The organism is Bosea beijingensis (genome assembly GCF_030758975.1).
In the GTDB taxonomy this organism is placed as follows: Bacteria; Pseudomonadota; Alphaproteobacteria; order Rhizobiales; family Beijerinckiaceae; genus Allobosea; species Allobosea beijingensis.
Genome location: NZ_CP132359.1, coordinates 926,890 through 952,274 on the forward strand (window position 1 = coordinate 926,890; position 25,385 = coordinate 952,274).

The following is a 25,385-nucleotide window of genomic DNA, read 5'->3' on the forward strand; positions in this document are numbered from 1 at the left end:
TCAGCCGAGATCGGGCAGAACCGCCTCGATCTCCTTGCGATGCGCCTCGTACTGAGGCGGCAGCTTCAGCGAACGGCCGAGCTCGGCCGCCGGCTCGTCGACCGCAAAGCCCGGAATATCGGTCGCGATCTCGAACAGAACATGGCCGGGCTCACGGAAATAGACCGAGCGGAAATAGTTCCGGTCGCGCTGTTCCGTGGGGCTGATGCCATGGTTCTGCACAAGGCGGCGCACCATCTCCTGCTGGGCGGCGTCATCGGCCGCCCGGAAGGCGATATGGTGGACCGAGCCCGCGCCCTGCCTGGCCGGCAGGAAGCCACCGGCGACGCGCAGGTCGATCACCCCGCCGATCGCCGTGCCCTTCGCGGCATAGCGGATCAGCGTGTCCTCGCGGCCGATCTCCGTGAAGCCGAAGACGTCGCTCAGAATGGCGCCGGTCGGCGCGGCCTCGGCCAGCAGCAGGCTGACGCTGTGGAAGCCGCGCAGCGCATGCTCGGCGGGGATGCCGCCCTCGCCCCAGGCCGGCTCCTTCTCGACGCCCGGCAGGCCGACGAGGGCGAGCCTCATGCCGTCCGGATCGCGGAAGCTCAGCACGGTCTCGCCGAAGCGCTTGGCGGGCGCCTCATGCGGCACGCCCTGCTCGACGAAGCGATGCGCCCAGAAGCCGATCGAGCCTTCCGGAACCCGGAAGACCGTCTCCTGCGTCTCGCCGACGCCGAGGCGACCGGGAGCGGCATGCTCCCACGGGAAGAAGGTCAGGATCGAACCGGGCGCGGCATCCGCATCGCCGAAATAGAGGTGATAGGTGCCGGGATCGTCGAAATTGACCGTCTTCTTGACGAGGCGCAGGCCGAGCACGCGGGCATAGAAATCGAGATTGCGGCGCGCCGGGCCGGAGATGGCGGTAACGTGGTGAAGGCCGTTGATCTGCATGGCAGCTCCTCCGTGATCTGATCGTGATGGGCGCTCATTCGCCCCGTTGGCCGGAAGATCGGCATGAAGGCGGCCGAGCGCCAGAGGCATTTCATTGCACTGATGCAATGTATCGAACGCCAATTGACAATTTGATTTGCGGAACAATCTCCCTGACCTTTTGACCCGAGACCAACCGGTCCCGTTTCAGGAGACTTCCCATGATCGACAATCGCCTCGCTCCTTATGGCGCTCTCGGCCTTCGCGTCTCGCTCGGCCTGATGTTCATCGCCCATGCCTATCTCAAGCTCGTCATCTTCACGCCGGCCGGCTTCACCGGTTTCCTCGGGCAGGTCGGACTGCCCGGCTTCCTCGCCTGGCCGATCATGCTGGCCGAGCTTCTCGGCGGCCTCGCCATCCTCATCGGCTTCCACGGCCGCCTCGTCTCGGCTGCGCTGCTGCCGGTCCTGCTCGGCGCTCTCGCGATCCACGCGCCGAATGGCTGGGTCTTCAATGCGCCGAATGGCGGCTGGGAATATCCCGCCTTCCTGGCCATCACCGCGCTGGCACATGTGCTGATCGGCGACGGTGCGCTCGCCGTCACCGGCTCGCGCCCGGCCATCAGCGCCAAGCCGGCGCTGGCCTGACGCGAGCCCGCCTTGAAGGGGAGCGTCGCTTGGCCGAGAGTGAGTGGATGAATCAAGCCGCCAAACCCCTGGCCTGGGACGATTTCCGTCTGATCAAGGCGATCGCCGACAAACGGGCGCTGCCGGCAGCCGCGGCAGCGCTCGGCGTCAACCACTCGACGGTGTTCCGCCGCCTCGGCCAGATCGAGGAGGCGCTCGGCACCCGCCTGTTCGAGCGCCATCGCAGCGGCTATGTCGCGACGCCGGCCGGCGAGGAGATGATCCAGCTCGCCGCCCGCGTCGACGACGACATCACCGCCTTCGCCCGCAAGCTCGCCGGGCAGGAGATCAAGCCGGCCGGCGAGTTGCGCGTCGCCACCAACGATTCGCTGCTGGTCGACCTGCTGACCCCGCTTTTCGCGCGCTTCCTGGAGCAGTGCCCGGATATCCGGCTGGATATCCTGATCGGCAACCAGGCGGCCAATCTCTCCAAGCGCGATGCCGACGTTGCGATCCGCGCCACCGACAACCCACCGGAAACGCTGATAGGCCGCAAGCCGGCCCGGATCGCCTGGGCGCTCTATGGCCGCGCCGTTGATTTTCCCGAAGCCGAGCCACCCTCCCGCGAAAGCCTGTGGGAGCGTAGCTGGGTTTCGCTCGGCGACCAGTTCACCATGCTGAGCGCGGTGCGCTACCTCGCCCGCCATGTCGCGCCGGAGCGCGTCGTCTATCGACTCAACACCGTGCTCGGCCTCGCCGAGGCGGTCGAGGCCGGCATCGGCGTCGGCTTCCTGCCCTGCTTCATCGGCGATACGCGCCCCGCCCTCAGGCGATTTGGAAACCCCGATCCCGATCTTGCCGCCGATCTCTGGCTTCTCACCCACCCGGACATGCGCCACACGCCGCGGGTCAGGCTCTTCCTCGATTTTCTGGCGGTCGAGCTCGCGGGGTTGAAGCCGCTGGTCGAGGGCGGTCGCCCGATCGGAAGGAGTGCGGGCCCGGAACGACTCACAGACATCTCCGCCTGAACGCCTGCAGCGATGCCCCATCGGGTGATTGCCGCCCGCCCGCCCCACAGGCTAGGCTGCTGTCATGGAGATCGTCATTCCCCTGATCGTCGGCCTCAGCCTGATCTGGCTGATCGGCCGTGGCGTGCCCTGGAACGCCAAGCTCATGACCGTCGTGGTCACGCTCGTGATCATCGTCCTGATCGTGCTGGTGGAGCGCGGCGGCTACTGGCCTGAATCCTGGCGCCGGAGCTGAGCCTCGGCGCTTACGCCGAGACCAGCTTGAGCCCGACGATGCCGGCGACGATCAAGCCGATACAGGCCAGCCGCAGAGCACCTGCCGGCTCGCCCAGCAGGGCGATGCCGAGGATCGCGGTGCCGATCGTGCCGATGCCGGTCCAGACCGCGTAGGCCGTGCCGACGGGCAGCGATTTCAAGGCAAGGCCGAGCAACCCGAGGCTGACGATCATGCTGGCGCCGGTGAACAGCGTCGGGACGAGCCGGGTGAAGCCGTTGGTGTATTTCAGGCCGATCGCCCAGCCGACCTCGAACAGGCCCGCGACGAACAGATAGAGCCAAGCCATGCCGGCGCTCCCCGGGGATGTGGCGCGGCGATCCGCGTCCAACAGGTAACCGAGATCATTCCCGGCTCATCGGACCTATGTTGCGGCCTTGGTACATCAAGGCTACGAATCTGGCGCGCGTGCAAGTTGTACACAGCCGGCACGCATGTTCGCCTTGCTCTTCTGCCGTGAGCGAACCTAGCTGAGCACCAGGGCAAGGGGCTTAACATGCTGATAGTTCGCGTTCTTGGCGCAGCCGCCGTAGCTGCGGCATTGGGTGGCTGTGCGACCGTCACACGCGGCACGACGAACCAGATCACCATCAGCAGCGAACCGGGCGGCGCAGAAGCCCGCTCATCGCTGGGGCATGCCTGCACAGCCACGCCCTGCACCTGGGAAGTCAGCCGCAAATCCGAGTTCGTCGTCAGCTTCTCGAAAGAGGGCTATGCCGATCTGCAGGTACCCGTCTCCACTCGCATTGCCGGTGCCGGCGCAGCCGGTTTCGCTGGAAACATCCTGATCGGCGGCGTTGTCGGGATGGGCGTCGACGCAGCAACCGGCTCGACACTGGAGCACTATCCCAATCCGGTGCTCGCCAGCCTGGTCCCACTCAAGAAAGCTGGCCCGCTGGGCCGCGGAAAGCACAAGGCCGCCATCCGCCGCGAGCCCGCCCAGCGCACCGAAGCGGAGGAAGCGCCACAAAGCTGAGCGCTTTCGGCTTCAGGCTACGAACAAACACGCGTCCCGTGAAAAGCGGGCGCAAGGCGACGGGGCAGCGTGTGCCGCTAGTCAGGCCGCGTCGGGCGCAGGCTGCAGGGCCTGCTCGAGGATGCGCCGGCATTCGCCGAGCTCCTTCATCACCGCCGTCAGGATGGAGACGTCGTCGAGCCCCTCGGGAACGGGCTGCCGATACGGCGCCGTCCGCTCGGCAGCGACCTCAGCGACGCCGCCCGCCCCGGCGGAGGCCTCGCGCTGCTCGGCCGGCGGCGCAGCACCGATCGGCGCGCCACGACCGATCGCCTGGACATGGCGCGGCCCCTGCTCCTTGAGGATGCGCTGGAGGCCCTTGATCGTATAGCCTTCGCCATAGAGCAGGCGCCGGATGCCCTTGAGCAGGGCGACGTCGTCAGGCCGGTAGTAGCGGCGACCGCCACCGCGCTTCAGCGGCTTGATCTGGTTGAAGCGGGTTTCCCAGAAACGCAGCACGTGCTGGGGTATGTCGAGGTCTTCGGCGACCTCGCTGATGGTCCGGAAGGCATCTGGGCTCTTGGTGTCCAATTCGGCCTCGGTATCGCCGGCGTGGAACTCCAGGTTCACTCAGTCTCACCCTCACCCGTCTGGCCGTTGATGCGGGCCTTCATCACGTTCGAGGGTTTGAACACCATCACGCGACGCGGCTCGATGGGCACCTCAACGCCAGTTTTGGGATTACGCCCGATTCGCTCGCCTTTGTCTCGTACGACGAAAGAACCGAACGAAGAGAGCTTCACGTTCTCGCCGCGTGCGACGGCGTCGCAGATCTCGTCGAGGACCGCCTCGACGAGCTTCGACGACTCCGTCCGCGACAGGCCGATCTTCTGGTAGACAGCCTCGCACAGGTCCGCGCGAGTGACCGTTTGCCCCGCCATTCATATCCTCCAAGGCGTATTGCAGGCGGCGGCTCAAACCACCGGCCCTTCGCCATTACGGACGGCGGACGCTAGGCGCCCCCGCCGCGCGGGTCAATCCTCAAGCGGGGGCAATATGCCCGCTCAGGCCGGACTTGACCCGAAATGACGATGTTTCATGACAATTTTCGTGAGTTTATTGCCGCAACGTCACCAGCGGATCAAGGCCGAGCCCCAGGTGAAGCCGCCGCCCATCGCCTCGACCAGCACGAGCTGCCCGGGCTTGATGCGGCCATCGGCGTGAGCCTCCGCCAGAGCCAGCGGGATAGAGGCCGCCGAGGTGTTGCCGTGGCGGTCGACCGTGATCACGACATGGTCGTGGCTGATGCCGAGCTTGTCGGCGGTCGCATCGATGATGCGGCGGTTCGCCTGGTGCGGCACGAACCAATCGATATCGGTGCCGGTGAGGCCCGTCTGCTCGAAGGTATGGCGCACCGTCTCGGCCAGATTGTTGACGGCGTGGCGGAAGACCTCCTTGCCCTCCATGCGCAGGAAGCCGACCGTCTTGGTCGAACCGGCGCCGCCATCGACATAGAGCTTGTCCTTGTAGCGGCCATCCGAGCGGATATGGGTGGTGAGGATGCCGCGATCGGCCAGCGTTCCCTCGCCCGGCGCGGCCTTCAGCACCACGGCGCCGGCGCCGTCGCCGAACAGCACGCAGGTGGCGCGGTCTTCCCAATCGAGGATGCGCGAGAAGGTCTCGGCGCCGATGACGAGGGCGGCACGGGCGGCGCCCGTGGTCAGGAACTTGTCGGCCGTCGCCAAAGCGAAGACGAAGCCGGAGCAGACCGCCTGGACATCGAAGGCCGCGCCGCCGGTGATGCCGAGCGCCGCCTGGATCTGCGTCGCGGTGGCAGGAAAGGTGTGGTCCGGCGTCGCGGTCGCGACGATGATCAGGTCGATCTCGTCGGGATCGATACCGGCATCGGCAATCGCGGCCTGCGCCGCCTTGAGACCAACGATGGAGGTCGGCTCGTCGTCGGCAGCGACATGGCGCTGGCGGATGCCGGTGCGCTGGACGATCCACTCGTCGCTGGTATCGACGCGGGCGGCCAGCTCCGCATTGGTGACGATGCGCGCGGGCAGATAGGAGCCGCAGCCGACGACTTGAGAGCGCAGGATGGACAAGGAGGTTGTTCCTTACTCGGCCTCGGCGGGCTGCGCGGCCGTCAGCTCCGGGCGCGTGCTCGCGGCGACCATTTCGCGAACCTTCGCCATCAGGTCCTCGCGTGCCATTTCATAACCCAGTTCGGCGGCGCTGGCGAAGCCGATCGCATCCGTGCCGCCATGACTCTTGACGACGATGCCCTCCAGACCGAGGAAGACGCCGCCGTTGGACTTGCGCGGATCGAGCTTGTCCTTCAGCGCCGCGAAGGCGCCGCGGGCGAAAAGATAGCCGATTTTCGACATCAGCGAACGGCCCATCGCGGCGCGCAGATATTCGGCGATCTGCTTGGCGGTGCCCTCGGCGGTCTTGAGCGCGATATTGCCGGTGAAGCCCTCGGTGACGACGACGTCGACCGTGCCCTTGCCGAGATCGTCACCCTCGACGAAGCCGTGATAGGCGAGATGCGGCAGGTTGCTCTCGCGCAGGATGCGCCCGGCTTCTTTGACGGCCTCGACGCCCTTGATCTCCTCGACGCCGACATTGAGCAGACCGACGGTCGGGCGGTCGAGATCGAGCACGACGCGGGCCATGGCGGCGCCCATCACCGCGAGATCGACGAGATGGCGGGCGTCCGCGCCGATGGTGGCGCCGAGATCGAGCACGATGCTCTCGCCGCGCGCCGTCGGCCACAGACCGGCGAGCGCCGGCCGGTCGACCTGCGGCATCGACTTCAGGCAGAATTTCGACATCGCCATCAGCGCGCCGGTATTGCCAGCGGAGACGGTGACATCCGCCTCCCCGGTCTTGGTCGCGTCGATCGCGCGCCACATCGAGGACTTGTAGCGGCCATAGCGCAGGGCCTGGCTCGGCTTGTCGTCCATCTTCACCGAGACCTCGGTGTGGTGGAAGGTCGTGACCGCCTTGAGCTTCGGATGCTGGTCGATCAGCGGCAGCACCTGCTTCTCGTCGCCGAAGATGACGAAGCGGCAATCCGGGCGGCGCTCGAGCATCATGGCGGCGCCGGGAATGACGACGGAGGGGCCGTGATCCCCGCCCATCGCATCGAGCGCGATTGTAACCGGTCTTGTCATGGAATTCTGGCGTGTCCCGGAAATGGCCGACCTTCGATCCGGGGCGGCTCAGTGCCGGCCGGACAATAGCGACTTGGGCCAATGCCGCAAGCAACGCAAGAGCCGGAGAGCGCTTCAGTCACCGCGTTTCAACTTTGCCAGCGCCGCGAAAGGCGATTCCGTGCCGGTGTCACTCTCCGACGACTCGAAACTGGCGCCGGGCTTGCGCGGATAAGGATCGAGCGCCAGCGCCAGGAATTCCAGCGTGATGCCGCCCAGGTCGATCACGCCGTCGATAATGGGCTCGGGCGGGTCGTCCTCGTTCAGGAGGACTTCGATGTCGATCTCGGCATCGTCCCGGTCATTGCGCCGTGCGAAGGCCGCAGCCTCCTCCCCGGGGGCGAAGTCGAGCTGCACGGGCACGTCGAGCTGAACCGGAAACGGATCGAGCGTCACGATGCAGGCCTGGTGGAGGCGGGCCGCGATGCGACCGTCGAGCTTCACGCGCTCGCCGTTGCGCGTCAGGTTGTAGCGCCCTTCCAGCAACTCGATGGAGACGAGGCCGAGCTGCGCGGCGATGGCGGGCAACTGCTCCGCCTCCGCCCGGACCACGACCTCCGTGCCGCGCGGACGGATCGCCTCGACGCGGATCGGGTGCCTGAGCGGCGCAGCCGGCAGGTGATCATGCGTCATGAGCAGCCTCCGGGACCGAGAAGGCCGGGAAAAGGTCTTCCCGGTTCATGATGCCGTCGAGATCGGCCGTGGCGAGCCGCTCCTGCGCGGCCCGCATATAGGCTGCGAGCGTCGGCGCCGCCTCGGGGGCGCAGGCATTGCGCCCGAGCGCCTCGGCCAGCGCCTCCGGGCCCGGCGCCGCCAGCGCCGCCTCATAAGCCTGCACGCGGCCATAGAACATCTGGCCGATCTTCTTCATCTTCTTGGGCACGGCGATGTCGCTGACGCCGCCATTGCGAAAGCCGAGTTCGAGATAGGCGAAGCAGGCATCGATGAATTCCTGGGCCAGTTCGGCGGCCGGCGGTGGCAATTCGCGCAAACGGCGCAGCACCAGGAAAACATGCAAGGTGAGCGATTCGAAACGGCCCTCGAAGCTGTCGGGAATCCCGCCTTCGATATAAAGAGCCGGCAGGCGCGAGGCCTCTGCGACCCGCGCGAACAGCGTGTCCATAGGAGAGCGCCGATTGGCGCGCTTGCCGAACAACCCGAAAATCACTTGTTTACTCCCGCCCGCTCTTGCTCGGGGCGTCCTCGCCTTGCCAAAGCCATCCTCGGGCGTTACGCCAACCCTTACCCTTTTGACAAGCGGCTTGGGATCGTCCCGGGCCGTGCTCGCCTTTCGGATCGTGCCCGCATGACCCAGATCACCCGCCGCACGGCTCTGCTCGGAGCCCTCGCGACCACCTCCTTTGCGCTGGCCGGCTGCGGCCCCGATGCCGGCGGCTTCGTGCTGCCGACCTCCTCGGGCATCAACGAGGAGTTCAAGCGCGGCTTCGTGATGGACGATACCCTGATCGCGCAGGTCAAGGTCGGCATGGACGTGCAGGCGGTGCTGACGACGCTCGGCACGCCCTCGACCACCTCGACGGTCGGCAACCGCACCTTCTACTACATCAGCCAGACGATGCGCCGCCGGTTCCAGTTCCAGGACCCGCAGACGATCGACCAGCAGGTGCTGGTGATCTATTTCAACAAGGGCTTCAAGGTCGAGCGCATCGCGCATTACGGCCTGCAGGACGGCGTGATCTTCGACTTCATCAGCCGGACGACCCCGACGGGTGGCGAGGAACAGAGCTTCCTGCGCAACCTGTTCAGGGGCGTCACCAAGTTCAACCCGCTCGGCTCGTAAGCGGAGCGGGAGTTAATGACGCTCGATGCAGGCGAGCTCAAGTGCCTCGCCGACATCGAGCGTTACGGCTGCCATATCATCCATGTACTGGAGAGCGAGGACTACCCTCGCTTCTCGTATTCCGTGGGCATTCAGCGCTCCTGCAATGTGCCGGAACTGGTCGTGCTTGGGCTTCGGCAGGAACTCTGCCACTCGATCATCAATGAATATAACGCTCGTGTTCGAAGCGGAGAGCTCTTCAAGTCCGGAGACGTCGCCGACGGCTTTCTAGAGGGATTTGCCTGTCAGTTTGGCGCAGTCGGGCACAGCCACTATCGGCAGCATTTTGGCTGGAACCTCTGGCTCAATGACGGCAAACACTTCGACGTTCTACAACTGATTTATCCAGACACGCGCGGTATTTGGCCTTGGCAAGTCCCCGAGGACGATCCGTTTCGGCTGGCACAACCTCTTCTTGTATCATGACACCCGGCCTGCGCCTGATCGCTTCGCAGGCAGCGTCATCGCCATCACCCCGATGATCACAAAGCCGAGCCCGGCCCAGGCCATCGGCGCAAGCACCTCCCCCAGGAAGACCATGCCGATCAGCACGCCGGTCGGGACACGCAGATAGGCGACCGCCGTCGTGGCGACGGAGCCCAGCCGCGCGATCAGCCGGAAATAGATCACGAAGGCCAGTGCGGTCGACACGAGCGAGAGCGCGACCAGCGCCCGGATCGACTGGGCGGAAGGCGACAGGGTCCAGGGCCGGTCCAGCAGCAGGCTGAGCGGCAGCAGGACGAGCGCACCGCAGAGCAGCGAGCCGGCCGCCGGCATGATCGGATCCAGCCCCTTGAAGCTGCGCCCGAACAAGGCCGCGCCGCCATAGCAGAGGCTCGCCGCGACCAGCGCGAGCTGTGCCCAGAGCTGCTCGCCGAAGCCTGCCATCGCCTGTGTCCCGACGATCAGGATGGTGCCGACGAGGCCGGCCGCGATTCCGGCGAGGCGTAAAGGCGGCAGGCGCTCGGCCGACGCCGAGAGGCAGGAGAGCAGGACGACGAAGATCGGGCTGGTCGAGCTCAGGATCGTCGCCAGCCCCGCATCGACGCTGCGCTCGGCCCAGGCGATCAGGGTGAAGGGCACGACGCTGTTGAGACAGGCCTGGATCAGGAACTGCCGCCATGTTGCGAGATCGTGCGGCAGCCTGAGGCCACGCCAGCGGATGACGGCGAGCAGTGCTGCGCCCGCGATCAGGGTCCGGGCCGCGATCAGGGTCAGCGGCGGGATCGTCTCCACGCCGAGCTTGATGAAGGTGTAGGAACCGCCCCAGAGCCCGGCCAGCACCAGCAGGAGCGTGAGCTCCACGGCGCGGTTCGGGGTGGCAGTGGACTGATCGAGCGTTCGGATGGCCATGGTTTCTCCTGAGGTCGCAGGACCATGCCAGCGCGGCAGCAGCGGCGCATGCGGGAACGCTACGGACCCGGCCGTAGCTTCGGAGCTTGATTCAGGGGGCTTGCCGGATTGATTCAAGCGAGGCGCTTAAGCCTCTGTTTTCAAAAATCTTTGAACCGCCCCCTCAAGAGAAAAACCCGCGGCTTGCGCCGCGGGTCCGTGAGCGTCTCAGTGCTGCCTGCGCTCAGGAATGCGCCAGGATGGCCAGGAGCAGCAGGGCGATGATGTTGGTGATCTTGATCGCCGGGTTCACGGCGGGGCCCGCCGTGTCCTTGTAGGGGTCGCCGACGGTGTCGCCGGTCACCGAGGCCTTGTGAGCTTCGGAGCCCTTGAGATGGCGCACCCCGTCCTTGTCGACGAAGCCGTCCTCGAAGCTCTTCTTGGCGTTGTCCCAGGCGCCACCACCCGAGGTCATCGAGATCGCGACGAAGATGCCGGTGACGATCACGCCCATCAGCATGGCGCCGACGGCTGCGAAGGCGTTGTTCTTGCCGGCGATCCAGTAGATCACGAAATAGGTCACGATCGGCGCCAGCACCGGCAGGAGCGAAGGCACGACCATTTCCTTGATCGCGGCGCGGGTCAGCATGTCGACGGCGCGGCCGTAATCGGGCCGGTCCGTGCCTTCCATGATGCCGGGCTTCTCCTTGAACTGCCGGCGCACTTCCTCGACGACGGAGCCCGCCGCGCGCCCGACCGCCGTCATACCCATACCGCCGAAGAGGAAGGGAATGAGGCCGCCGAGCAGCAGGCCGACGACGACGTAAGGGTTGGACAGCGAGAAATCGACGGTGACGCCCTTGAAGTACTGGAACGCCGTCGAGCCCGCCTTGTTGGCCTCGGAGATGAAGAAGTTCAGGTCCGAGGTATAGGCCGCGAAGAGCACCAGCGCGCCGAGACCGGCCGAGCCGATCGCATACCCCTTGGTCACCGCCTTGGTGGTGTTGCCGACGGCGTCGAGCGCGTCGGTGGAGTGGCGGACCTCCTTGGGCAGGCCCGCCATCTCGGCGATGCCGCCGGCATTGTCCGTCACCGGGCCGAAGGCATCGAGCGCCACGACCACGCCGGCCAGCGCCAGCATGGCGGTGGTGGCGATGGCGATGCCGAACAGGCCGGCAAGGCTGTAGGAGGCGATGATGCCGGCGATGATGACGATGGTCGGCAGCGCCGTCGATTCCAGGGAGACCGCGAGGCCCTGGATGACGTTGGTGCCGTGGCCGGTCACCGAGGCCTGGGCGATCGAGACCACCGGGCGCTTGCCGGTGCCGGTGTAGTATTCGGTGATGATGACGATGAGCAGCGTCACCGCGAGGCCGACCAGCGCGCAGGCAAAGAGCCCGCCCGAGGTGAAGCTGACGCCCTGCACCGTCTTGAAGGCGGCCGAGAAGCCGCCGAACATGGCGTAGTTCACGGCAGCGATCGCGCCGACCGAAAGCACGCCAGCAGCGATGAAGCCCTTGTAAAGCGCGCCCATGATCGACTGGTTGGCGCCGAGCTTCACGAAGAAGGTGCCGATGATCGAGGTCACGATGCAGGCCGCGCCGATCGCCATCGGATAGAGCATCATCGTGCCGAGCGCCGGCTGGCCGGCGAAGAAGATCGCCGCAAGCACCATGGTCGCGACCAGCGTCACCGCATAGGTCTCGAACAGGTCGGCGGCCATGCCGGCGCAGTCGCCGACATTGTCGCCGACATTGTCGGCGATGGTCGCGGGGTTGCGCGGATCATCCTCGGGAATGCCGGCCTCGACCTTGCCGACGAGGTCGGCGCCGACGTCAGCACCTTTGGTGAAGATGCCGCCGCCGAGACGGGCGAAGATCGAGATCAGCGAGGCGCCGAAGCCCAGCGCCACCAGCGAATCGATCACCGTGCGGCTGGAGGCCTCGAAGCCGAGGAAGGAGGTCAGGACGCCGTAATAGACGGCGACGCCAAGCAGCGCGAGGCCGGCAACGAGCATGCCGGTGACCGCACCCGCCTTGAAGGCGACGTCGAGACCTTCGCCCAGCGACTGCATCGCAGCCTGGGCGGTGCGGACATTGGCGCGCACCGAGACGTTCATGCCGATGAAGCCGGCGACGCCCGAGAGCACCGCGCCGATCAGGAAGCCGATCGCCACCCATTTGCCGAGCAGCCAGGCGAGCGCGACGAAAAGCACGACGCCGACCATCGAAATGGTCATGTACTGGCGCTTGAGATAGGCCTGCGCGCCTTCGGCGACCGCACCGGAAATCTCCTGCATGCGCTGGTTGCCGGCGTCGCGCTTCATCACATCGCCATAGGCCCAGACGCCGTAGGCTATGGAAAGCGCACTCAATATGATGATGAGAAGCAGAGCTGACATTCGATTTCCTGACCTTGAGCTTCCAGCCGTGGGAGCGTGATCGCTCCTCTTTGCAGCGTTGGACGTCAGGCAGCGAAAAAACGGGCCCTAAAGACTCAAGGCCCGCCTCGCGTCGCCAGTGTCAGGCGAATTTGTGGCAAGTTTCGGCGAGGAGCGCAAACGCCTCGGCTTACAAATTTGGTCGAATGTCAGGCAGATCGGCGAAAGCTCAGAGAGCGAGGTCGCGATTGACGTTCTTGTAGAGCATGTAGCAGGCGTCGCCGTAGCCGGTCGGGTAGAATTGCTGCGGGCAAAAACCGCCCATCCAGATGAAATCCCGCTCCCAGATCTCGTGCCAGTCGGCGCCGAGCAGATAGAGCCCCTGCCCCTCCAGCATGTAGAGGCCGTGTTCCATCACATGGGTCTCGACCGCCGGGAAGCAGACTCCCGGCTTGAACCACATCAGGTTCATCTCGAAATCGAAGCGCATGTCGCCATAGGGCAGCAGGAACTGGAAGCCGCGCCCTTCCATGCCGGTGTGATTCGTGATCGGCACGGCATCCTGATGCGAGACGATCGGCTCGGGCACGTCGAGCCCAGGAGCCGCCTCGTAGCGCTTGCGCAAGGCAAGCACGCGGATGGTCTCGGCCGATTCGTTGCGCAGGGTGAAGGCGGTCGCCGGCGGCAGATAGGCGAAGCCGCCAACGGTGAGAGCCTGCGCCACCCCGCCGCTGACCGCGATCCGCGCCTCGCCCGAGAGGACGTAGAAGAAGTGCTGGATGCCGTCCTCGCTGAAGGCGGCCGGCGTGCCGCCGCCGGGCGCGATCTCCAGGACATACTGGGCGAAAACCGCGCCCATCACCGGCCCAGTCAGGACGCGCACGATCGTATCGCGATACTGCGGCAGGCGGCTGACCAGCACGCCCTCGGGCGGCATGAAGGCGTAGTTGGATTTGATGACACCGCGATTATGCCCGATGGCGCCGGGCGGAACATGGCCGGTCGCGGGCGGGAAGGCGCGGTTGTTCATCGATCGGCTCCAATCGTGGATCTGTCGGCGGCCGGGCTCAGGCCACGGCCGGCCGCTGGAAACGCTGCCATGCCACCAGGGCAAGGGCAATCGCGACGGGCGGGAAGACCAGCCAGTTCACGGCCGTCCAGCCGCCATGGCTGAGCAGGCCGCCCGACGAAAACGAGGCGATGGCGACCGAGCCGAAGACGAGGAAATCGTTGGCCGCCTGGACCTTCACCCGCTCCTCAGGCCGGTAGCAGTCGGTCACCAGCGCCGTCGCGCCGATGAAGCCGAAATTCCAGCCGACGCCGAGCAGGATCAGGGCCAGCCAGAAATGGCCGACGCTGAGACCCGAAAGACCGACGACAGCGGCGAGCGCCGTCAGCCCGAGGCCGACCGCAGTGACCGTGCCCTTGCCGAAGCGGGCGATCAGGCGGCCGGTGAAGAAGCTCGGCCCGAACATCGCGAGCACATGCCACTGGATGCCGAGCGTGGCGTCGCCGACCGAATGGCCGCAGGCGACCATCGCCATCGGGGCTGCCGTCATCACGAAGCTCATCAGGCCGTAGGCGACGAGCGAGGCCGTGACCGAGGCGATGAACTTCGGCTGGCGCATGATCACCCCGAGCGGACGCCCGCCGCCGGAACGGACCGCAGCGACCGGCGGCGCCCGCAAGCGCGACACGATCAGGATCGCGATCAGCGCGAGTGCGCCTTGCGCGATGAAGCTCGCGGCAAAAGGCGCGGCAGGCGTCAGATCGCGTGTCCAGTAGACCGATTGCGGGCCGATGACGCCCGCAGCGAGGCCACCTATCATGACCCAGGAAATCGCGCGCGGCCTGAAGGCGTCGGTCGCGGTATCGGCGGCGGCGAAGCGATAGCTCTGGACGAAGGAGCCGTAGAGCCCGCAAACGAAGGTGCCGAGGCAGAACAGCCAGAACAGGCGCAGCGAGACGCCGCCAGCGGCGATGCTCGCACCGGCCGCGCCGACGAGCGCCCCGATCAGGTAGCCATTGCGCCGGCCCAGCCGACGCATGACCATCGCCGCCGGGATGACGCCCGCGGCTATGCCGAGCTGGAGCAGGCTGACCGGCACGGTCGCGAAAGCCTGATCGGCGACGAGTTGGGCGCCGACGATGCCGCCGAGCGAGACGATGATCGCCGGGTTGGCGCCGCCGAGCGCCTGGGCGCCGGCGAGGACAAGCGCATTGCGCTTCGCGAGCCTGTCGCCGTCGAGAGCCGAGAAATGCTGATTCATCACAACGCGCCTTGCGGTCGCCGTGATGCGCCGCTGTCAGAAATGAGAGAAGGAGCCCTGCGCGAAGCTCTGCGGCCCGCCCTTCCCGCGATAAGTCACCACGCCGGCCTCGTCCGAGATCCGCCCGACCGGCATCAGCAGAAGCATCGCTCCTTCCGCCGCCGCGACGAGAGCAGTATATTCCCTTTCCGAGGCCGTGCAGAGAATTTCGTAGTCGTCTCCGCCGGTCCAGGCCAGTTCCGCCAACGCAGGAGCAGCCATGAGCGCGGCGCGGGCCGGACCCGAGAGCGGGACCGCGTCGAGATCGATCTCGGCACCGACGCCGGATGCTTTCACGAGCTTGGCGAGATCGCCGACGAGGCCGTCCGAGACATCCATCGCCGCCGAGGCATGGCGCTGCAATGCATCGGCGAGCGCATGGCGCGGCTGCGGATGCAGATAGCGATCGGCGAGGAAGGCGCGGTCCTCGGCACTCAGCGCGGCGACCCAGTCCGGCTTGTCCGGGCCATGGACCTTGAGCCCAAGCGCGCCGTCGCCGATGCTGCCGGAGATGAGCACGACATCACCCGGCTTAGCGCCTGAGCGCCGGACCATCCGCCCGGCCGGAACCGTGCCGAAGGCGGTGATCGAGAGGGTGAGCGGCCCCGAGGTCGAGACGGTGTCGCCGCCGATCAACGGGCAGCCCGCCGCCTCGGCCATGCGGGCGAGTCCGCCAGCGAAATCGGCGAGCCAGCCCTCGGTCCAGCCGCGCGGCAAGGCGAGCGTCAGGACGAAGCCTTCGGGCTTGGCGCCCTTCGCGGCAAGGTCGGAAAGATTGACGGCCAGCGCCTTCCACCCGATCGCGCCCGGCGGATCGTCGGGGAAGAAATGGACGCCGGCGACGAGGGCATCGGCCGTGACCACGACCTCATAGCCACGGCCCGGCCGCAACAGGCCGGCATCATCGAGGAGACCAAGCCCGCCCGGCCCGGCGATCGGCGCGAAATAGCGGGCGATCAGCTCGAATTCGCCGGGGCGGGTCGGTTCGGTCATCAGGCGCTGGCGGGATCGAACTCGTCGGCGCGGAAGTCGCGGGCCATGCGGTCGAGCACGGCGTTGACCATGCCGATCTCGTCGCCCTCGTAGAAGGCGCGCGCGACCGCGACATATTCCGAGATCACGGCGCGGGCCGGCACGTCCTTGCGGAAGGCGAGCTCATAGGCACCGGCACGCAGGATCGCGCGGACTACGGCCTCGACCCGCTTCAGCGGCCAGTCCTTGGCCAGCAATTCGTCTACGGTACGGTCCACCAGGCGCTGCTCGCGGACGACGCCGCCGAGGATGTCGCGGAAGAAGGCGATCTCCGCCTCCGGCAGCTCGATCTCCTCGACCTCCTTGCCGATCCAGAAATGCTCGAACTCGGCCATGGCCTCGACGACGCCGCGGCCGCCGATTTCCATCTCGTAGAGCGCCTGCACGACCGAGAGCCGCGCCCCGCGCCGCTTCTCGGCGCGGCTCATTGGGACGGCTCCGCCAGTGAGCGCTTGTAGCGCAGCACGGCGAGCGCCGCCTCGGCAGCACCGCCGCCCTTGTTCATGTCCTCGCGACTGGCCCGGGCCCAGGCCTGCGCCTCGTTCTCGACGGTCAGGATGCCGTTGCCGAGCGGCAGGGCGAAGGCGACCGAGAGATCCATCAGCGCGCGCGAGCTCTCGCCGGCAACGATATCGTAATGGCCGGTCTCGCCGCGGATGACGGTACCGAGCGCGACGACCGCCTCGTAAGGGTCGACAGCCTCGTCGGCGGCGCGCAGGCCGATGACGATCGCCGAGGGGATTTCGAGCGCACCGGGAACGGTGACGACATCGACGCGACAGCCGGCTTCCTCCAGCACCGCGATGGCGCCGGCCAGCAACTCGTCGGCGTAGTTGTCGTAGAAGCGTGCCTCGACCACGAGGACGCGGGCGCCGTCGATCTCGACGGCAGGAGTTGCGGCCTTGTCGGCCGAGGTCTGCCGGGGTCCGGCCATTTCTTCTGTCCTTCTTGGAACGTGATCGGGCTGGTTACCCTTGCGGGCGCGCCTCCGCAAGCCGCGCGGCATACCGTGCCATCAGATCGACCTCGACATGAACGGGGTCGCCCTCGCCACGCTGGCCCCAGGTGGTGACCGCGAAGGAGTGCGGAATCAGCAGCACGGTGAAGACATCGTCCTCGACCGAGTTGACGGTTAGCGAGGTGCCGTCGAGGCAGATCGAGCCCTTGGTCGCGATGAAGCGGGGCAGACCCTGCGGCGCGCGGATATGGAAACGTGCCGTTGCGCCCCAGGGCTCGTCCGGATCGGGCTCGATCGGCTCGATCCTGAGAATGCGTCCGACGCCGTCGACATGGCCGGTGACGAGATGGCCGCCGAGTTCCTCGCCTACCTTGAGCGAGCGCTCGAGGTTAATCCGCGTGCCGGACTCCCAGGTTCCGACATTCGTCTTCGCCAGCGTCTCGGCGGCAGCCTCGACCTGGAAGATGCAGCCGGGTTCGCCATCGGTGCGGGCACGCAATGCGGTCACGGTCAGGCAGACGCCGGCACAGGCGATCGAGGCGCCGATGGCGATGCCTTCCGCCTCATAAGGGCAGGCGATGGCGAGGCGCTTGAGGCTCGGCCCCTTGCGCTCCGCCTCCACGACCTCACCGATGGCGGTGACGATGCCGGTGAACATCAGCCTCTCCTCGTGAAATGCTCGAAACGGTCCTGACCGATCAGGCCGGTCTCGACAAGGGCGTATAGATCGGGGTCGGCCAGCTCAGCGGCAAGCCCCGGGCGCACCGCAACAATGCCGGGCTGCCCCAGCGTTTTCGGAGAGGTCGAGACGATGACCTCGTCGGCGAGCCCCGCGAGCGCGAGCTTCTCGCCGATGCGCGGGCCGCCCTCCGAGAAGACGCGGTTGATGCCGCGCGTGCCGAGCAGGGTTAGCGCCTCGGCGAGGTCGAGATGGCCGTCCGGTCCCAGCGAGACCCGCATGACCTCGACGCCCGCAGCGACCAGCGCCTGTTCGGGCTCAACCGGCGCGGTTTCGGCCGCGATCACCCAGACGGGGACCCCACGGGCCGTGCGGACGAGCTTCGACGTCAGCGGCAGGCGCAGATGCGTATCGAGGATAACCCGGATCGGCGAGCGATCCGCCATGCCGGGCAAGCGCACGGTGAGCTGCGGATCGTCAGCAAGCACCGAGCCGATGCCGAGCATGATGACGTCGTGATGCGCGCGCTGGAGATGGACCCAGCCGCCGGCGACCGGGCTCGACACGGCGAGCGGAACGCCTCCTGCCCCGCCGGCATAGCCGTCTGCGGTGCGGGCGATCTTGAAGGTCACCATCGGGCGGCCCTGCGTGATGCGGGTGAGATAGCCGCGATGCGCCTGCCGCGCCTCGGCTTCCAGCACGCCGACGGTGACCTCGATACCGGCGGTCCGCAGCAAGGCATGTCCGAGCCCGGCGATGAAGGGATTGGGGTCCGACATCGCCGAAACGACGCGCTTCACGCCGGAGAGGATGGTGTGCTCGACGCAAGGAATGCCGCCGCGCACCGAGCGATGCGAGCAGGGTTCGAGCGTGACATAGAGCGTGCCGCCCATCGAGGCCGCGCCCGCTCGCGAGAAGGCATGCGCCTCGCCATGCGGACGGCCACCGGGCTGGGTATGGCCGCGTGCGACCACGACGGGACCGTCCGGCGTGTCGCGGGTGACGATGGCGCCGACAGAAGGGTTGGTCGCGGTCGTGCCAAGGCCGCGCGCGCCATAGGCGAGCGCCTGGCGCATGAAGGCGCGGTCGATCGCCTGCTGTCGGCCCGACGCATTGTCTTCACGCGAAGCGATGGCCGCTTCGTGTGAAGAAGCCCTGGGATCAGTCATCGGCGCGGCGCGGCGGGGCGGAGACGCCCTCCTCCTCGATCGTGCCGAGCTGGCCGAGCAGCTCCTCGAAATCCTTGGCCTCGCGGAAGTTCTTGTAGACCGAGGCGAAGCGGACATAGGCGACGTCGTCGAGACCTTTGAGCCCCTCCATCACCAGTTCGCCAATGGCCGAGCTCTGGATCTCCGCCTCGCCCGAGCTTTCGAGCTGGCGCACGATGCCGTTGACCATGCGCTCGATCCGCTCCGGCGCGACCGGGCGCTTGCGCAGGGCATGCGCGATCGAGGTCTCCAGCTTGTCGCGGTCGAAGGGCGTGCGCCGGCCCGAGCGCTTGACGACGGTCAATTCGCGCAACTGCACGCGCTCGAAGGTGGTGAAGCGGCCGCCGCAATCCGGGCAGACCCGGCGGCGGCGGATCGAGGCGTGATCGTCGGTGGGACGGGAGTCCTTCACCTGCGTATCGAGGGAGCTGCAATAGGGGCAGCGCATGCGCGAATCCTTGAATGCCTGCGGGCGAGACGCCCGACGCTTCTTTGCCCCAGCGCCGGTTCTCGCGCCAGACGTCAAGGCGCCGCTGCTGCTATGCTGCGCGCGGCGATGAACCTCGAAGCGCGTTACGGCGACGAACACTCGACCTTCACAGCGAGCGCGGCGGAGCTTCTACCATGGCAGAAAACGAAGACAACATGAGCGACGCGTTCGGCGGCCTGGTGCTGCTGGCCTTCGATCTCCTGGATTCCGAGGTTGCACGGGCTCCGGAGCGCCTCATCCAGACCTTCAAGAACCCGGCACTGCTCAAGGCGGCCGAGAATGCGGTCCTCAGCTTCGCGAAATCCCGCAGCCCGACCGCCAGCTCGCAATTGACGACCGAAGAGATCGGCAAGCTGCAATCCTCGATCGTCAACGGCGTGAAAACGGCTGCGACCGACGCCTATCTCAAGCAGATCAAGGAATCCTCGAAGTTCAAGGCGCTGGAAAAGCAGCTCAAGAACTTCGAGGACGCGGCGAAATCATCGGCGATCGGCGTCTGGGTCGATCACAACAAGGGCATTCTCTATGTGGTCGGCGCGGTGCTGGCGGTCGGTTCCGGCGTCGCGCTCTACATCACCAAGCCGTCCGGCACGATCTACGGCATGGGCATCCGGGAGCTGGAGAAGCTGAAATTCGAGGTGCTGAAGGTCGGCACGCTGAAATCCGGCCAGGTCACCGTTGGTCTCGGCAACATCATCTTCGACCCGACGGCCGAGCGCTATGGCGGCAAGGTCACCGGGAAAATCGCCTGGGAGCAGCTCAAGATCGACCTGTCGCTGCAGATCGTCACCGCAAACGCGAAGGCGCCCGAGGTCACCAGCGAAGTCGGGGTGAAATACGGCGTGATCAGCCTGAACGCGACCAACAAGGTCGACCTGACGAAACCGAAAGTCGATCTGACGCTGCGGCTCAGCGCCAACAAGGATCGTTTCGGCCTGTCGGTTGCCGCCAATATCAAGGACGACAACGTCACCGGCAGCGCCTCGGCCTCCTACAAAATCGCCGAGAGCCTGAAGCTGGGCGTCGATCTCAGCCGCAAGAACCGCCCCGACATGGGGAACCAGACCGAGAACATGATCATGTTCGAGCTCAAGGGCACGTTCCCCTGAGCCCGAAGCATGCAGGTTCCCCGATCCCGCCTCAGTAGATCGGGAAGCGCGCCGTCAGCGCCTTGACCTTGGCGGTGACCGCCTGCTCGATCGCGGCATTGCCTTCCTCGCCATGGGCCGCGAGACCGTCCAGCACCTCGGCTATCAGTTCGCCGACCTGCTTGAACTCGGCGATGCCGAAGCCGCGCGAAGTCGCCGCCGGGGTGCCCAGGCGGATGCCCGAGGTCGTCATCGGCTTCTCGGGATCGAAGGGGATGCCGTTCTTGTTGCAGGTGATGTGCGCACGGCCGAGCGCGGCTTCCGCCGCCTTGCCGGTCAGCTTCTTCGAGCGCAGGTCGACCAGCATCAGGTGGTTGTCGGTGCCGCCGGTGACGAGATCGAAGCCCTTCGACTTCAGCGTCTCGGCCAGCGCCTTGGCATTGGCGACGACGGCGTGGGCGTAGGTCTTGAACTCCGGCTGCAGCGCCTCGTGGAACGAAACCGCCTTGGCGGCGATGACATGCATCAGCGGGCCGCCCTGGATGCCCGGGAAGATCGCCGAATTGACCTTCTTCGCGATCGCCTCGTCATTGGTCAGGATCATGCCGCCGCGCGGGCCGCGCAGGGTCTTGTGCGTCGTGGTGGTGACGACATGGGCATGCGGGAACGGCGAGGGATGCGCGCCGCCGGCGACGAGCCCGGCGAAATGGGCGATGTCGACCATGAAATAAGCGCCGACCTTGTCGGCGATCTCGCGGAAGCGGGCGAAATCCCAGTGGCGGGCATAGGCCGAGCCGCCAGCGACGATGACCTTCGGCTTGTGCTCGACGGCGAGGCGCTCCATCGCGTCGTAGTCGATCATCTGGTCGACGACGCAGACGCCGTAGGAGACGACGTTGAACCACTTGCCGGACTGGTTGACCGGCGCGCCATGGGTCAGGTGCCCGCCGGCAGCGAGGTCGAGGCCCATGAAGGTATCGCCGGGCTGCATCAGCGCCATGAAGACGCCCTGATTGGCCTGCGAGCCGGAGTTCGGCTGAACGTTGGCGTAAGCGCAGCCGAAGAGGCGCGTGGCGCGCTCGATCGCGAGCTTCTCGGCGATGTCGACGAACTGGCAGCCGCCATAATAGCGCCGGCCCGGATAACCCTCGGCATATTTGTTGGTCATCACCGAGCCCTGTGCTTCGAGCACGGCGCGGGAGACGATGTTCTCGGAGGCGATCAGCTCGATCTCGTCGCGCTGGCGACCGAGCTCCAGGTCGATCGCGCGGGCGATCTCGGGATCGGCATCATGCAGCGAGGCGCCGAAGAAGGAGTTCGAGAGGTGCTTGTTCAGCGCGGCGTCGGTCATGTCCGGCTCCTGAAGTTCAACGGCCGGTGGGCGCCCGGCTTCGTCGCGGCTCCCCTATCATGTGGCGGGAGGCTGTCCAAGCGATAGATGCCGCGGCGGAAAAGCTGCATCGCCGCAGCGTCAACCGCCCGGCTTTTGCCGCTTCGGCAGCAATTTCTTCTCCGCGGCTGGGCGGGACGGCGTGTAGGCGAGCGGCCGGCGCGACGCCGTGCGCAGCAGCGCCCGGAAGGTCGGGCATTCCAGATGAGTCGGCGCCCGGCAATCCGCGACGTGGCGGAGCGCGTCCCGCAGCGTCCTCAACCCGATCATCTGCCGCTGCAATTCGTCGGCCCGCTCCCGCAACTGCTCGCGCGGGATGTTCGGCTGCCCGTCCGCGCCGAACATCGCGGCGATCTCGTCCAGCGAGAAGCCCGCGGTCTTGCCGAGCCCGATCAGCGACAGCCTGAGCAGGACATCAGGATCGTATTGCCGGCGCAGGCCGCGCCGCCCGTCCGAGCGGATGAGGCCGATCTCCTCGTAATAGCGCAGGGTCGAGGCCGGCACGCCGGAGCGTTCCGCGACCTCTCCGATATCCAGCAACAGCATGCTTGACCTCAAGTCGACTTGAATTTGTAGGCTCTGCCGAACGCATGAAAACGACAAGAGGAAAAATCATGGAAAGCCTTGCTGCAGCACGAGAAAGAGCGATCTGGATGGACCCGCGCGCCATCGCGCTCCTGCTGGCGGCATCGCTCACCACCATGGCAAATGCGACGATCAGCCCGGCGCTGCCGGGCATCGAGCGGCTGTTCGCCGATGACCCGAACGCCGCGATGCTGACGCGGCTGCTGGTGCCGGCGCCTTCGCTCAGCGTCGCGCTGTTCGCGCCGCTCGCAGGCCTTGCCGCCGATCGGCTCGGCCGGCGCGCGATGCTGCTGGCCGGTGTCGTTCTGTTCGTGATTGCGGGCTGCGCAGGGCTCGCCCTGCCCGACCTGCCATCGATCTTCGCCAGCCGCCTCGTGCTCGGCGTCGCCGTTGCGCTGATCATGACCGCACAGACCGCGCTGATCGGCGACTATTTCAGCGGAGACGACCGCAACGCATTGACCGGCTTGCAGATCTCGGCGCGGAACTTCGGCGGGCTGGTCTTCATCTCGCTGGCCGGCTGGGCCGCAACCCTGTCGCCTCGCCTGCCCTTCGCGATCTATGGGCTGGCGGCGATGTTCCTGCCGCTGATGTGGCTGGCCATCATCGAGCCGCCGCGCCTCGCGGCCGCGCCAGGTGCCCTGCCGGCAAGCGGCGATGATGGGCATCCGTCCTGGCGCAGCCTGCTCGCCGCGCTCGTCCTGCTCCAGGGCCTGACGAACATGATCTTCTTCCTGATGCCGACGCAGATCTCGTTCTTCCTGGAGGCCAGCGGCTATGACAGTGCGGTGATGACCGGAACGGTACTCGGCCTGCTGATGATTTCGGGCGGCTGTTCCGCCCTGCTCTATCGGCGCATCCGGCAGATGATCGGCTCCGCGGGCCTCTTCGCCGCCGGCTATGCCGCGATGGCGCTTGGTTTCCTGTTCCTGTCGCGCTCGGCATCGATTTCGACACTGTTCACGGCAGCGCTCCTGATCGGCGCCGGTTATGCGCTGGTGTCGCCGAGCTTCGTCGCGATGGCGCTCGATCTCGCGCCCCGACGGTCGCGAGGCCTGGCGGGCGGCATCCTGACCGCATCGATCTTCATCGGCCAGTTCTGCTCTCCGCTGGCCAGCACGCCGCTGATCGCCGCCCATAGCTATGCGATCTTGTTCAGCAGCACCGCCTGGCTGCTCGCGGTCATGGCGGTCGCGGCGACAGGAGCGCGTTTCTCGAGGCTTTCGCGCGTCGGGGGCTGACCGGGACAGCCGCTCCCGTGCGGTTCCGACGCAGAGACACTGAGGGCGGGCGTCGGGCCACCGCGGCAGCGGTGCCCCCGGCGCCCGCCTTAATGGTTAACAAATCATGGCTTGCAGCTTGCTGCGCATGACCTAGCGCAACACTGGATGCCTCTCGATGACACAAAACGCCCCAAAACAGAACGCGAGTCCCGTTCCAGATTCGGCTCAGCCGATCTCCAGGCAGCTCAAGAAGGTATTTCTCGGCGGCGCGAGCGTCTTCGTCCTGTCGATGCCGTTGCTGAGCCAGGAGGCGTCAGCCGAGACCTGGACGGTGACCAGACAGTACTATCCGGGCGGCTCCACCAGCGTCTATCGCTCGCTGCCGGACGGCGACGGCAACGTCGCTCGCCTCAACAATCCAGCGCCGGGAAACAACTGCCCCGTTCCGGCCTTCGAAGTCCTGAATCCGGGCCCGGGCGAAGCGCGCTGCGTCGGCTATGTCGCGCCATCCTGGCTGACGCGCTGAGATCTGCAACCCACGAAAAAGCCCGCCGGAAGCCGGCGGGCTTTTCAAAACGCGCGTGAAGACCAGGCCTCAGATGTCCTGATCGCCCTGCAGCGCGGCAACGGGGGCCGGGCCGAGGCCGTCCTTGTTGTAGATGTCGTCGCGGAACTGCACGCCCCCGTCCGGCGTCGCCCAGGCGGTGACATAAACCCAGTAGCATGGCACCGGATTGGAGATGCGCGCGTTCACTCTCTCGCCGGACTGGATCGTCTCGTCGATCTTGGCGCGGTCCCAGCCAGGGGTCTCCTTGAGGAGCCAGCCGATATAGTCGCGCACGTTCTGGACACGGATGCAGCCCGAGGAGACGAAGCGGTAATCGTCGCCGAAGATTCCCTTCGACGGCGTGTCGTGCATGTAGACGCCGTCCTTACTCGGCGTGTTGATGCGCACGAAGCCGAGCGAGTTGAACTCGCCGCCCGGATCCTGCCGGAAGGTGTAGCGCGTCGCCTCGTCGGAATTCCAGTTGACCTGCGACGACGGGATTTCCGCGCCGGAGGGGCCGATGATGCGGATCCTGTTCTCGGCCAGGTAGTTCGGCTCCTTGCGCATCTTCGGGATCAGATCTTTGCGGATGATCGAAGCCGGAACGGTCCAGTTGGGATTGAAATTGATCTCGGGGATCTTGGTCTGCAGCAGCGGCGACTGGCGGTCGGCACGGCCGACGCCGGCGGCATGGCGCGTCGCGACATGGCCGTTCTCGACCGTCTCGACCGCGGCAGCCGGGATGTTGGCCACGACATAGCGGTTGCCGAGATTGCCGGACCAGCTCCGCAGACGGACGACATTGGTCTCGAGCTGGCGGATACGGCGGTCGATCGGCACGTTGAGCGCGGCGACGGTGGCGCGGTTGATCGAGCCGGTCGTCGACAGGCCGACGCGCGACTGGAAGCGGCGCACGCCCGCCTCGACATAGGAATCGTAAATGCTGCTTTCGCCGGCCGCGGCGTCGAGATCGCCGGTGACGATCAGGCGGCGGCGCAGAGCCACGACCCCCGGCCCCTTGGCGCCGACGCTCATCCGCTCGGGCAACTGGACCTGCGGCCAGCCGCCGCGCGCGGCGAGATCGCGATAGGCGACGATCGCCTGCTCGGTCGCCTGCAGCGCCTCGGCCGACAGCATCGGCGTGGAGGAGCGCGCCACGGCGTTGCGGGCGCCGGCATCGTAGCTCTGGCGCCATTCGGCCTGCTGGGCGAGCGCCGGTGCGGCGGCAGCCGTGGCGGCGCTCGAAAGCAAAGCCAGCACGGTTTCGCGGCGGGTCAGGCTCAACTGCGACATCTCTTCCCTCTTCAAGGC

30 protein-coding genes are annotated in these 25,385 nt (G+C 66.6%); 9 read left to right on the plus strand and 21 right to left on the minus strand.

Annotation, left to right across the window (positions count from 1 at the left end; translation table 11 throughout):
* Nucleotides 1–933, minus strand: coding sequence for a ring-cleaving dioxygenase (locus Q9235_RS04535; RefSeq protein WP_306225591.1), 933 nt, complete (start codon nt 931–933; stop codon nt 1–3).
* A 200-nt stretch (nt 934–1,133) separates the two neighbouring features.
* Here Q9235_RS04535 and Q9235_RS04540 point away from each other — a divergent pair, with 200 nt between their 5' ends.
* From Q9235_RS04540 to Q9235_RS04550, 3 genes are all read left to right on the plus strand, one after another.
* On the plus strand, nt 1,134–1,559 hold the full coding sequence (locus Q9235_RS04540; protein WP_306225592.1) for a DoxX family protein: 426 nt from the start codon (nt 1,134–1,136) through the stop codon (nt 1,557–1,559).
* 47 nt (nt 1,560–1,606) lie between these two features.
* A complete protein-coding gene (locus tag Q9235_RS04545) occupies nt 1,607–2,566 on the plus strand; it encodes a LysR family transcriptional regulator (protein ID WP_306225593.1) in 960 nt (319 codons plus the stop codon).
* 64 nt (nt 2,567–2,630) lie between these two features.
* Nucleotides 2,631–2,801 carry a hypothetical protein gene (locus Q9235_RS04550; RefSeq protein WP_306225594.1) on the plus strand — a complete coding sequence of 57 codons (171 nt, stop codon included), beginning with the start codon at nt 2,631–2,633 and terminating at the stop codon, nt 2,799–2,801.
* A 10-nt stretch (nt 2,802–2,811) separates the two neighbouring features.
* Here the strand turns inward: Q9235_RS04550 and sugE are convergent, their stop codons facing one another.
* Nucleotides 2,812–3,129 (minus strand): quaternary ammonium compound efflux SMR transporter SugE, encoded by a 318-nt coding sequence (sugE, locus tag Q9235_RS04555; protein WP_306225595.1) that lies wholly within the window; start codon nt 3,127–3,129, stop codon nt 2,812–2,814.
* A 210-nt stretch (nt 3,130–3,339) separates the two neighbouring features.
* Here sugE and Q9235_RS04560 point away from each other — a divergent pair, with 210 nt between their 5' ends.
* Nucleotides 3,340–3,816 (plus strand): translation initiation factor 2, encoded by a 477-nt coding sequence (locus tag Q9235_RS04560; RefSeq protein WP_422678348.1) that lies wholly within the window; start codon nt 3,340–3,342, stop codon nt 3,814–3,816.
* A gap of 81 nt (nt 3,817–3,897) precedes the next feature.
* Here the strand turns inward: Q9235_RS04560 and Q9235_RS04565 are convergent, their stop codons facing one another.
* The 6 genes from Q9235_RS04565 to Q9235_RS04590 form a co-directional block, all read right to left on the minus strand.
* On the minus strand, nt 3,898–4,425 hold the full coding sequence (locus Q9235_RS04565; protein WP_306225597.1) for a MerR family transcriptional regulator: 528 nt from the start codon (nt 4,423–4,425) through the stop codon (nt 3,898–3,900).
* On the minus strand, nt 4,422–4,736 hold the full coding sequence (locus Q9235_RS04570) for an integration host factor subunit alpha (RefSeq protein WP_047573001.1): 315 nt from the start codon (nt 4,734–4,736) through the stop codon (nt 4,422–4,424). The genes Q9235_RS04565 and Q9235_RS04570 overlap by 4 nt, the downstream gene beginning before the upstream one ends.
* Nucleotides 4,737–4,925: 189 nt before the next feature.
* Entirely contained in the window at nt 4,926–5,903 is a 978-nt protein-coding gene (locus Q9235_RS04575; RefSeq protein ID WP_306225598.1) for a beta-ketoacyl-ACP synthase III, read from the minus strand.
* 12 nt (nt 5,904–5,915) lie between these two features.
* Nucleotides 5,916–6,974 carry a phosphate acyltransferase PlsX gene (plsX, locus tag Q9235_RS04580; protein WP_306225599.1) on the minus strand — a complete coding sequence of 353 codons (1,059 nt, stop codon included), beginning with the start codon at nt 6,972–6,974 and terminating at the stop codon, nt 5,916–5,918.
* A 114-nt stretch (nt 6,975–7,088) separates the two neighbouring features.
* Nucleotides 7,089–7,646 carry a YceD family protein gene (locus Q9235_RS04585; RefSeq protein ID WP_306225600.1) on the minus strand — a complete coding sequence of 186 codons (558 nt, stop codon included), beginning with the start codon at nt 7,644–7,646 and terminating at the stop codon, nt 7,089–7,091.
* Nucleotides 7,636–8,136: a ubiquinol-cytochrome C chaperone family protein gene (locus Q9235_RS04590; protein WP_306225601.1), complete on the minus strand. Its 501-nt coding sequence runs from the start codon at nt 8,134–8,136 to the stop codon at nt 7,636–7,638. Before Q9235_RS04590 ends, Q9235_RS04585 begins: the two co-directional genes overlap by 11 nt.
* Nucleotides 8,137–8,319: 183 nt before the next feature.
* Here Q9235_RS04590 and Q9235_RS04595 point away from each other — a divergent pair, with 183 nt between their 5' ends.
* On the plus strand, nt 8,320–8,814 hold the full coding sequence (locus Q9235_RS04595) for an outer membrane protein assembly factor BamE (protein ID WP_306225602.1): 495 nt from the start codon (nt 8,320–8,322) through the stop codon (nt 8,812–8,814).
* 15 nt (nt 8,815–8,829) lie between these two features.
* Nucleotides 8,830–9,279, plus strand: a complete 450-nt coding sequence (locus Q9235_RS04600; RefSeq protein ID WP_306225603.1) for a DUF4262 domain-containing protein — start codon at nt 8,830–8,832, stop codon at nt 9,277–9,279.
* Here Q9235_RS04600 and Q9235_RS04605 read toward each other — a convergent pair.
* The 10 genes from Q9235_RS04605 to nrdR all read right to left on the minus strand — a co-directional run bounded on the left by Q9235_RS04605 (nt 9,274) and on the right by nrdR (nt 19,199).
* Nucleotides 9,274–10,206, minus strand: a complete 933-nt coding sequence (locus tag Q9235_RS04605; RefSeq protein ID WP_306225604.1) for a DMT family transporter — start codon at nt 10,204–10,206, stop codon at nt 9,274–9,276. The genes Q9235_RS04600 and Q9235_RS04605 overlap by 6 nt on opposite strands.
* A gap of 223 nt (nt 10,207–10,429) precedes the next feature.
* Nucleotides 10,430–12,586, minus strand: coding sequence for a sodium-translocating pyrophosphatase (locus Q9235_RS04610; RefSeq protein ID WP_306225605.1), 2,157 nt, complete (start codon nt 12,584–12,586; stop codon nt 10,430–10,432).
* 208 nt (nt 12,587–12,794) lie between these two features.
* Nucleotides 12,795–13,595 carry a (S)-ureidoglycine aminohydrolase gene (gene allE / locus Q9235_RS04615; RefSeq protein ID WP_306225606.1) on the minus strand — a complete coding sequence of 267 codons (801 nt, stop codon included), beginning with the start codon at nt 13,593–13,595 and terminating at the stop codon, nt 12,795–12,797.
* 37 nt (nt 13,596–13,632) lie between these two features.
* The gene (locus Q9235_RS04620; protein WP_306225608.1) at nt 13,633–14,835 is read right to left on the minus strand and encodes an MFS transporter; all 1,203 of its coding nucleotides are present in this window, start codon (nt 14,833–14,835) and stop codon (nt 13,633–13,635) included.
* 36 nt (nt 14,836–14,871) lie between these two features.
* Nucleotides 14,872–15,867, minus strand: a complete 996-nt coding sequence (thiL, locus tag Q9235_RS04625) for a thiamine-phosphate kinase (protein ID WP_306225609.1) — start codon at nt 15,865–15,867, stop codon at nt 14,872–14,874.
* Nucleotides 15,867–16,334, minus strand: coding sequence for a transcription antitermination factor NusB (nusB, locus tag Q9235_RS04630; RefSeq protein ID WP_257731627.1), 468 nt, complete (start codon nt 16,332–16,334; stop codon nt 15,867–15,869). The genes thiL and nusB overlap by 1 nt, the downstream gene beginning before the upstream one ends.
* Nucleotides 16,331–16,840, minus strand: a complete 510-nt coding sequence (gene ribH / locus Q9235_RS04635; RefSeq protein WP_306225612.1) for a 6,7-dimethyl-8-ribityllumazine synthase — start codon at nt 16,838–16,840, stop codon at nt 16,331–16,333. Before ribH ends, nusB begins: the two co-directional genes overlap by 4 nt.
* Before the next feature lie 34 nt (nt 16,841–16,874).
* Nucleotides 16,875–17,522: a riboflavin synthase gene (locus tag Q9235_RS04640; protein ID WP_306225613.1), complete on the minus strand. Its 648-nt coding sequence runs from the start codon at nt 17,520–17,522 to the stop codon at nt 16,875–16,877.
* A complete protein-coding gene (ribD, locus tag Q9235_RS04645; RefSeq protein ID WP_306225615.1) occupies nt 17,522–18,619 on the minus strand; it encodes a bifunctional diaminohydroxyphosphoribosylaminopyrimidine deaminase/5-amino-6-(5-phosphoribosylamino)uracil reductase RibD in 1,098 nt (365 codons plus the stop codon). Before ribD ends, Q9235_RS04640 begins: the two co-directional genes overlap by 1 nt.
* An 85-nt stretch (nt 18,620–18,704) precedes the next feature.
* Complete coding sequence (nrdR, locus tag Q9235_RS04650) at nt 18,705–19,199, minus strand: transcriptional regulator NrdR (RefSeq protein ID WP_265058865.1); 495 nt, start codon at nt 19,197–19,199, stop codon at nt 18,705–18,707.
* 197 nt (nt 19,200–19,396) lie between these two features.
* Here nrdR and Q9235_RS04655 point away from each other — a divergent pair, with 197 nt between their 5' ends.
* Nucleotides 19,397–20,350, plus strand: a complete 954-nt coding sequence (locus tag Q9235_RS04655) for a hypothetical protein (RefSeq protein WP_306225617.1) — start codon at nt 19,397–19,399, stop codon at nt 20,348–20,350.
* 31 nt (nt 20,351–20,381) lie between these two features.
* Here Q9235_RS04655 and glyA read toward each other — a convergent pair whose 3' ends face one another.
* Complete coding sequence (gene glyA, locus Q9235_RS04660; RefSeq protein ID WP_306225619.1) at nt 20,382–21,680, minus strand: serine hydroxymethyltransferase; 1,299 nt, start codon at nt 21,678–21,680, stop codon at nt 20,382–20,384.
* A 120-nt stretch (nt 21,681–21,800) separates the two neighbouring features.
* Nucleotides 21,801–22,265, minus strand: a complete 465-nt coding sequence (locus Q9235_RS04665; RefSeq protein ID WP_306225620.1) for a helix-turn-helix domain-containing protein — start codon at nt 22,263–22,265, stop codon at nt 21,801–21,803.
* 107 nt (nt 22,266–22,372) lie between these two features.
* On the opposite strand from Q9235_RS04665, the gene Q9235_RS04670 reads away from it, so the two are divergent.
* Together Q9235_RS04670 and Q9235_RS04675 are read left to right on the plus strand one after the other, a co-directional pair.
* Nucleotides 22,373–23,545, plus strand: a complete 1,173-nt coding sequence (locus tag Q9235_RS04670) for an MFS transporter (protein WP_306225621.1) — start codon at nt 22,373–22,375, stop codon at nt 23,543–23,545.
* Nucleotides 23,546–23,702: 157 nt separating this feature from the next.
* A complete protein-coding gene (locus Q9235_RS04675; RefSeq protein ID WP_306225622.1) occupies nt 23,703–24,053 on the plus strand; it encodes a hypothetical protein in 351 nt (116 codons plus the stop codon).
* A gap of 69 nt (nt 24,054–24,122) precedes the next feature.
* Here the strand turns inward: Q9235_RS04675 and Q9235_RS04680 are convergent, their stop codons facing one another.
* On the minus strand, nt 24,123–25,367 hold the full coding sequence (locus Q9235_RS04680) for a L,D-transpeptidase family protein (protein ID WP_306225624.1): 1,245 nt from the start codon (nt 25,365–25,367) through the stop codon (nt 24,123–24,125).
* Nucleotides 25,368–25,385: the final 18 nt, after the last annotated feature.

Coding starts and splice junctions, on each gene's coding strand:
- Q9235_RS04535 (WP_306225591.1), bottom strand. CDS start 933: ATGCAGATCAACGGCCTTCACCACGTTACCGCCATCTCCGGCCCGGCG.
- Q9235_RS04540 (WP_306225592.1), top strand. CDS start 1,134: ATGATCGACAATCGCCTCGCTCCTTATGGCGCTCTCGGCCTTCGCGTC.
- Q9235_RS04545 (WP_306225593.1), top strand. CDS start 1,607: ATGAATCAAGCCGCCAAACCCCTGGCCTGGGACGATTTCCGTCTGATC.
- Q9235_RS04550 (WP_306225594.1), top strand. CDS start 2,631: ATGGAGATCGTCATTCCCCTGATCGTCGGCCTCAGCCTGATCTGGCTG.
- sugE (WP_306225595.1), bottom strand. CDS start 3,129: ATGGCTTGGCTCTATCTGTTCGTCGCGGGCCTGTTCGAGGTCGGCTGG.
- Q9235_RS04570 (WP_047573001.1), bottom strand. CDS start 4,736: ATGGCGGGGCAAACGGTCACTCGCGCGGACCTGTGCGAGGCTGTCTAC.
- plsX (WP_306225599.1), bottom strand. CDS start 6,974: ATGACAAGACCGGTTACAATCGCGCTCGATGCGATGGGCGGGGATCAC.
- Q9235_RS04585 (WP_306225600.1), bottom strand. CDS start 7,646: ATGACGCATGATCACCTGCCGGCTGCGCCGCTCAGGCACCCGATCCGC.
- Q9235_RS04590 (WP_306225601.1), bottom strand. CDS start 8,136: ATGGACACGCTGTTCGCGCGGGTCGCAGAGGCCTCGCGCCTGCCGGCT.
- Q9235_RS04595 (WP_306225602.1), top strand. CDS start 8,320: ATGACCCAGATCACCCGCCGCACGGCTCTGCTCGGAGCCCTCGCGACC.
- Q9235_RS04600 (WP_306225603.1), top strand. CDS start 8,830: ATGACGCTCGATGCAGGCGAGCTCAAGTGCCTCGCCGACATCGAGCGT.
- Q9235_RS04605 (WP_306225604.1), bottom strand. CDS start 10,206: ATGGCCATCCGAACGCTCGATCAGTCCACTGCCACCCCGAACCGCGCC.
- Q9235_RS04610 (WP_306225605.1), bottom strand. CDS start 12,586: ATGTCAGCTCTGCTTCTCATCATCATATTGAGTGCGCTTTCCATAGCC.
- allE (WP_306225606.1), bottom strand. CDS start 13,595: ATGAACAACCGCGCCTTCCCGCCCGCGACCGGCCATGTTCCGCCCGGC.
- Q9235_RS04620 (WP_306225608.1), bottom strand. CDS start 14,835: ATGAATCAGCATTTCTCGGCTCTCGACGGCGACAGGCTCGCGAAGCGC.
- thiL (WP_306225609.1), bottom strand. CDS start 15,867: ATGACCGAACCGACCCGCCCCGGCGAATTCGAGCTGATCGCCCGCTAT.
- nusB (WP_257731627.1), bottom strand. CDS start 16,334: ATGAGCCGCGCCGAGAAGCGGCGCGGGGCGCGGCTCTCGGTCGTGCAG.
- ribH (WP_306225612.1), bottom strand. CDS start 16,840: ATGGCCGGACCCCGGCAGACCTCGGCCGACAAGGCCGCAACTCCTGCC.
- Q9235_RS04640 (WP_306225613.1), bottom strand. CDS start 17,522: ATGTTCACCGGCATCGTCACCGCCATCGGTGAGGTCGTGGAGGCGGAG.
- ribD (WP_306225615.1), bottom strand. CDS start 18,619: ATGCGCCAGGCGCTCGCCTATGGCGCGCGCGGCCTTGGCACGACCGCG.
- nrdR (WP_265058865.1), bottom strand. CDS start 19,199: ATGCGCTGCCCCTATTGCAGCTCCCTCGATACGCAGGTGAAGGACTCC.
- Q9235_RS04655 (WP_306225617.1), top strand. CDS start 19,397: ATGAGCGACGCGTTCGGCGGCCTGGTGCTGCTGGCCTTCGATCTCCTG.
- glyA (WP_306225619.1), bottom strand. CDS start 21,680: ATGACCGACGCCGCGCTGAACAAGCACCTCTCGAACTCCTTCTTCGGC.
- Q9235_RS04665 (WP_306225620.1), bottom strand. CDS start 22,265: ATGCTGTTGCTGGATATCGGAGAGGTCGCGGAACGCTCCGGCGTGCCG.
- Q9235_RS04670 (WP_306225621.1), top strand. CDS start 22,373: ATGGACCCGCGCGCCATCGCGCTCCTGCTGGCGGCATCGCTCACCACC.
- Q9235_RS04675 (WP_306225622.1), top strand. CDS start 23,703: ATGACACAAAACGCCCCAAAACAGAACGCGAGTCCCGTTCCAGATTCG.
- Q9235_RS04680 (WP_306225624.1), bottom strand. CDS start 25,367: ATGTCGCAGTTGAGCCTGACCCGCCGCGAAACCGTGCTGGCTTTGCTT.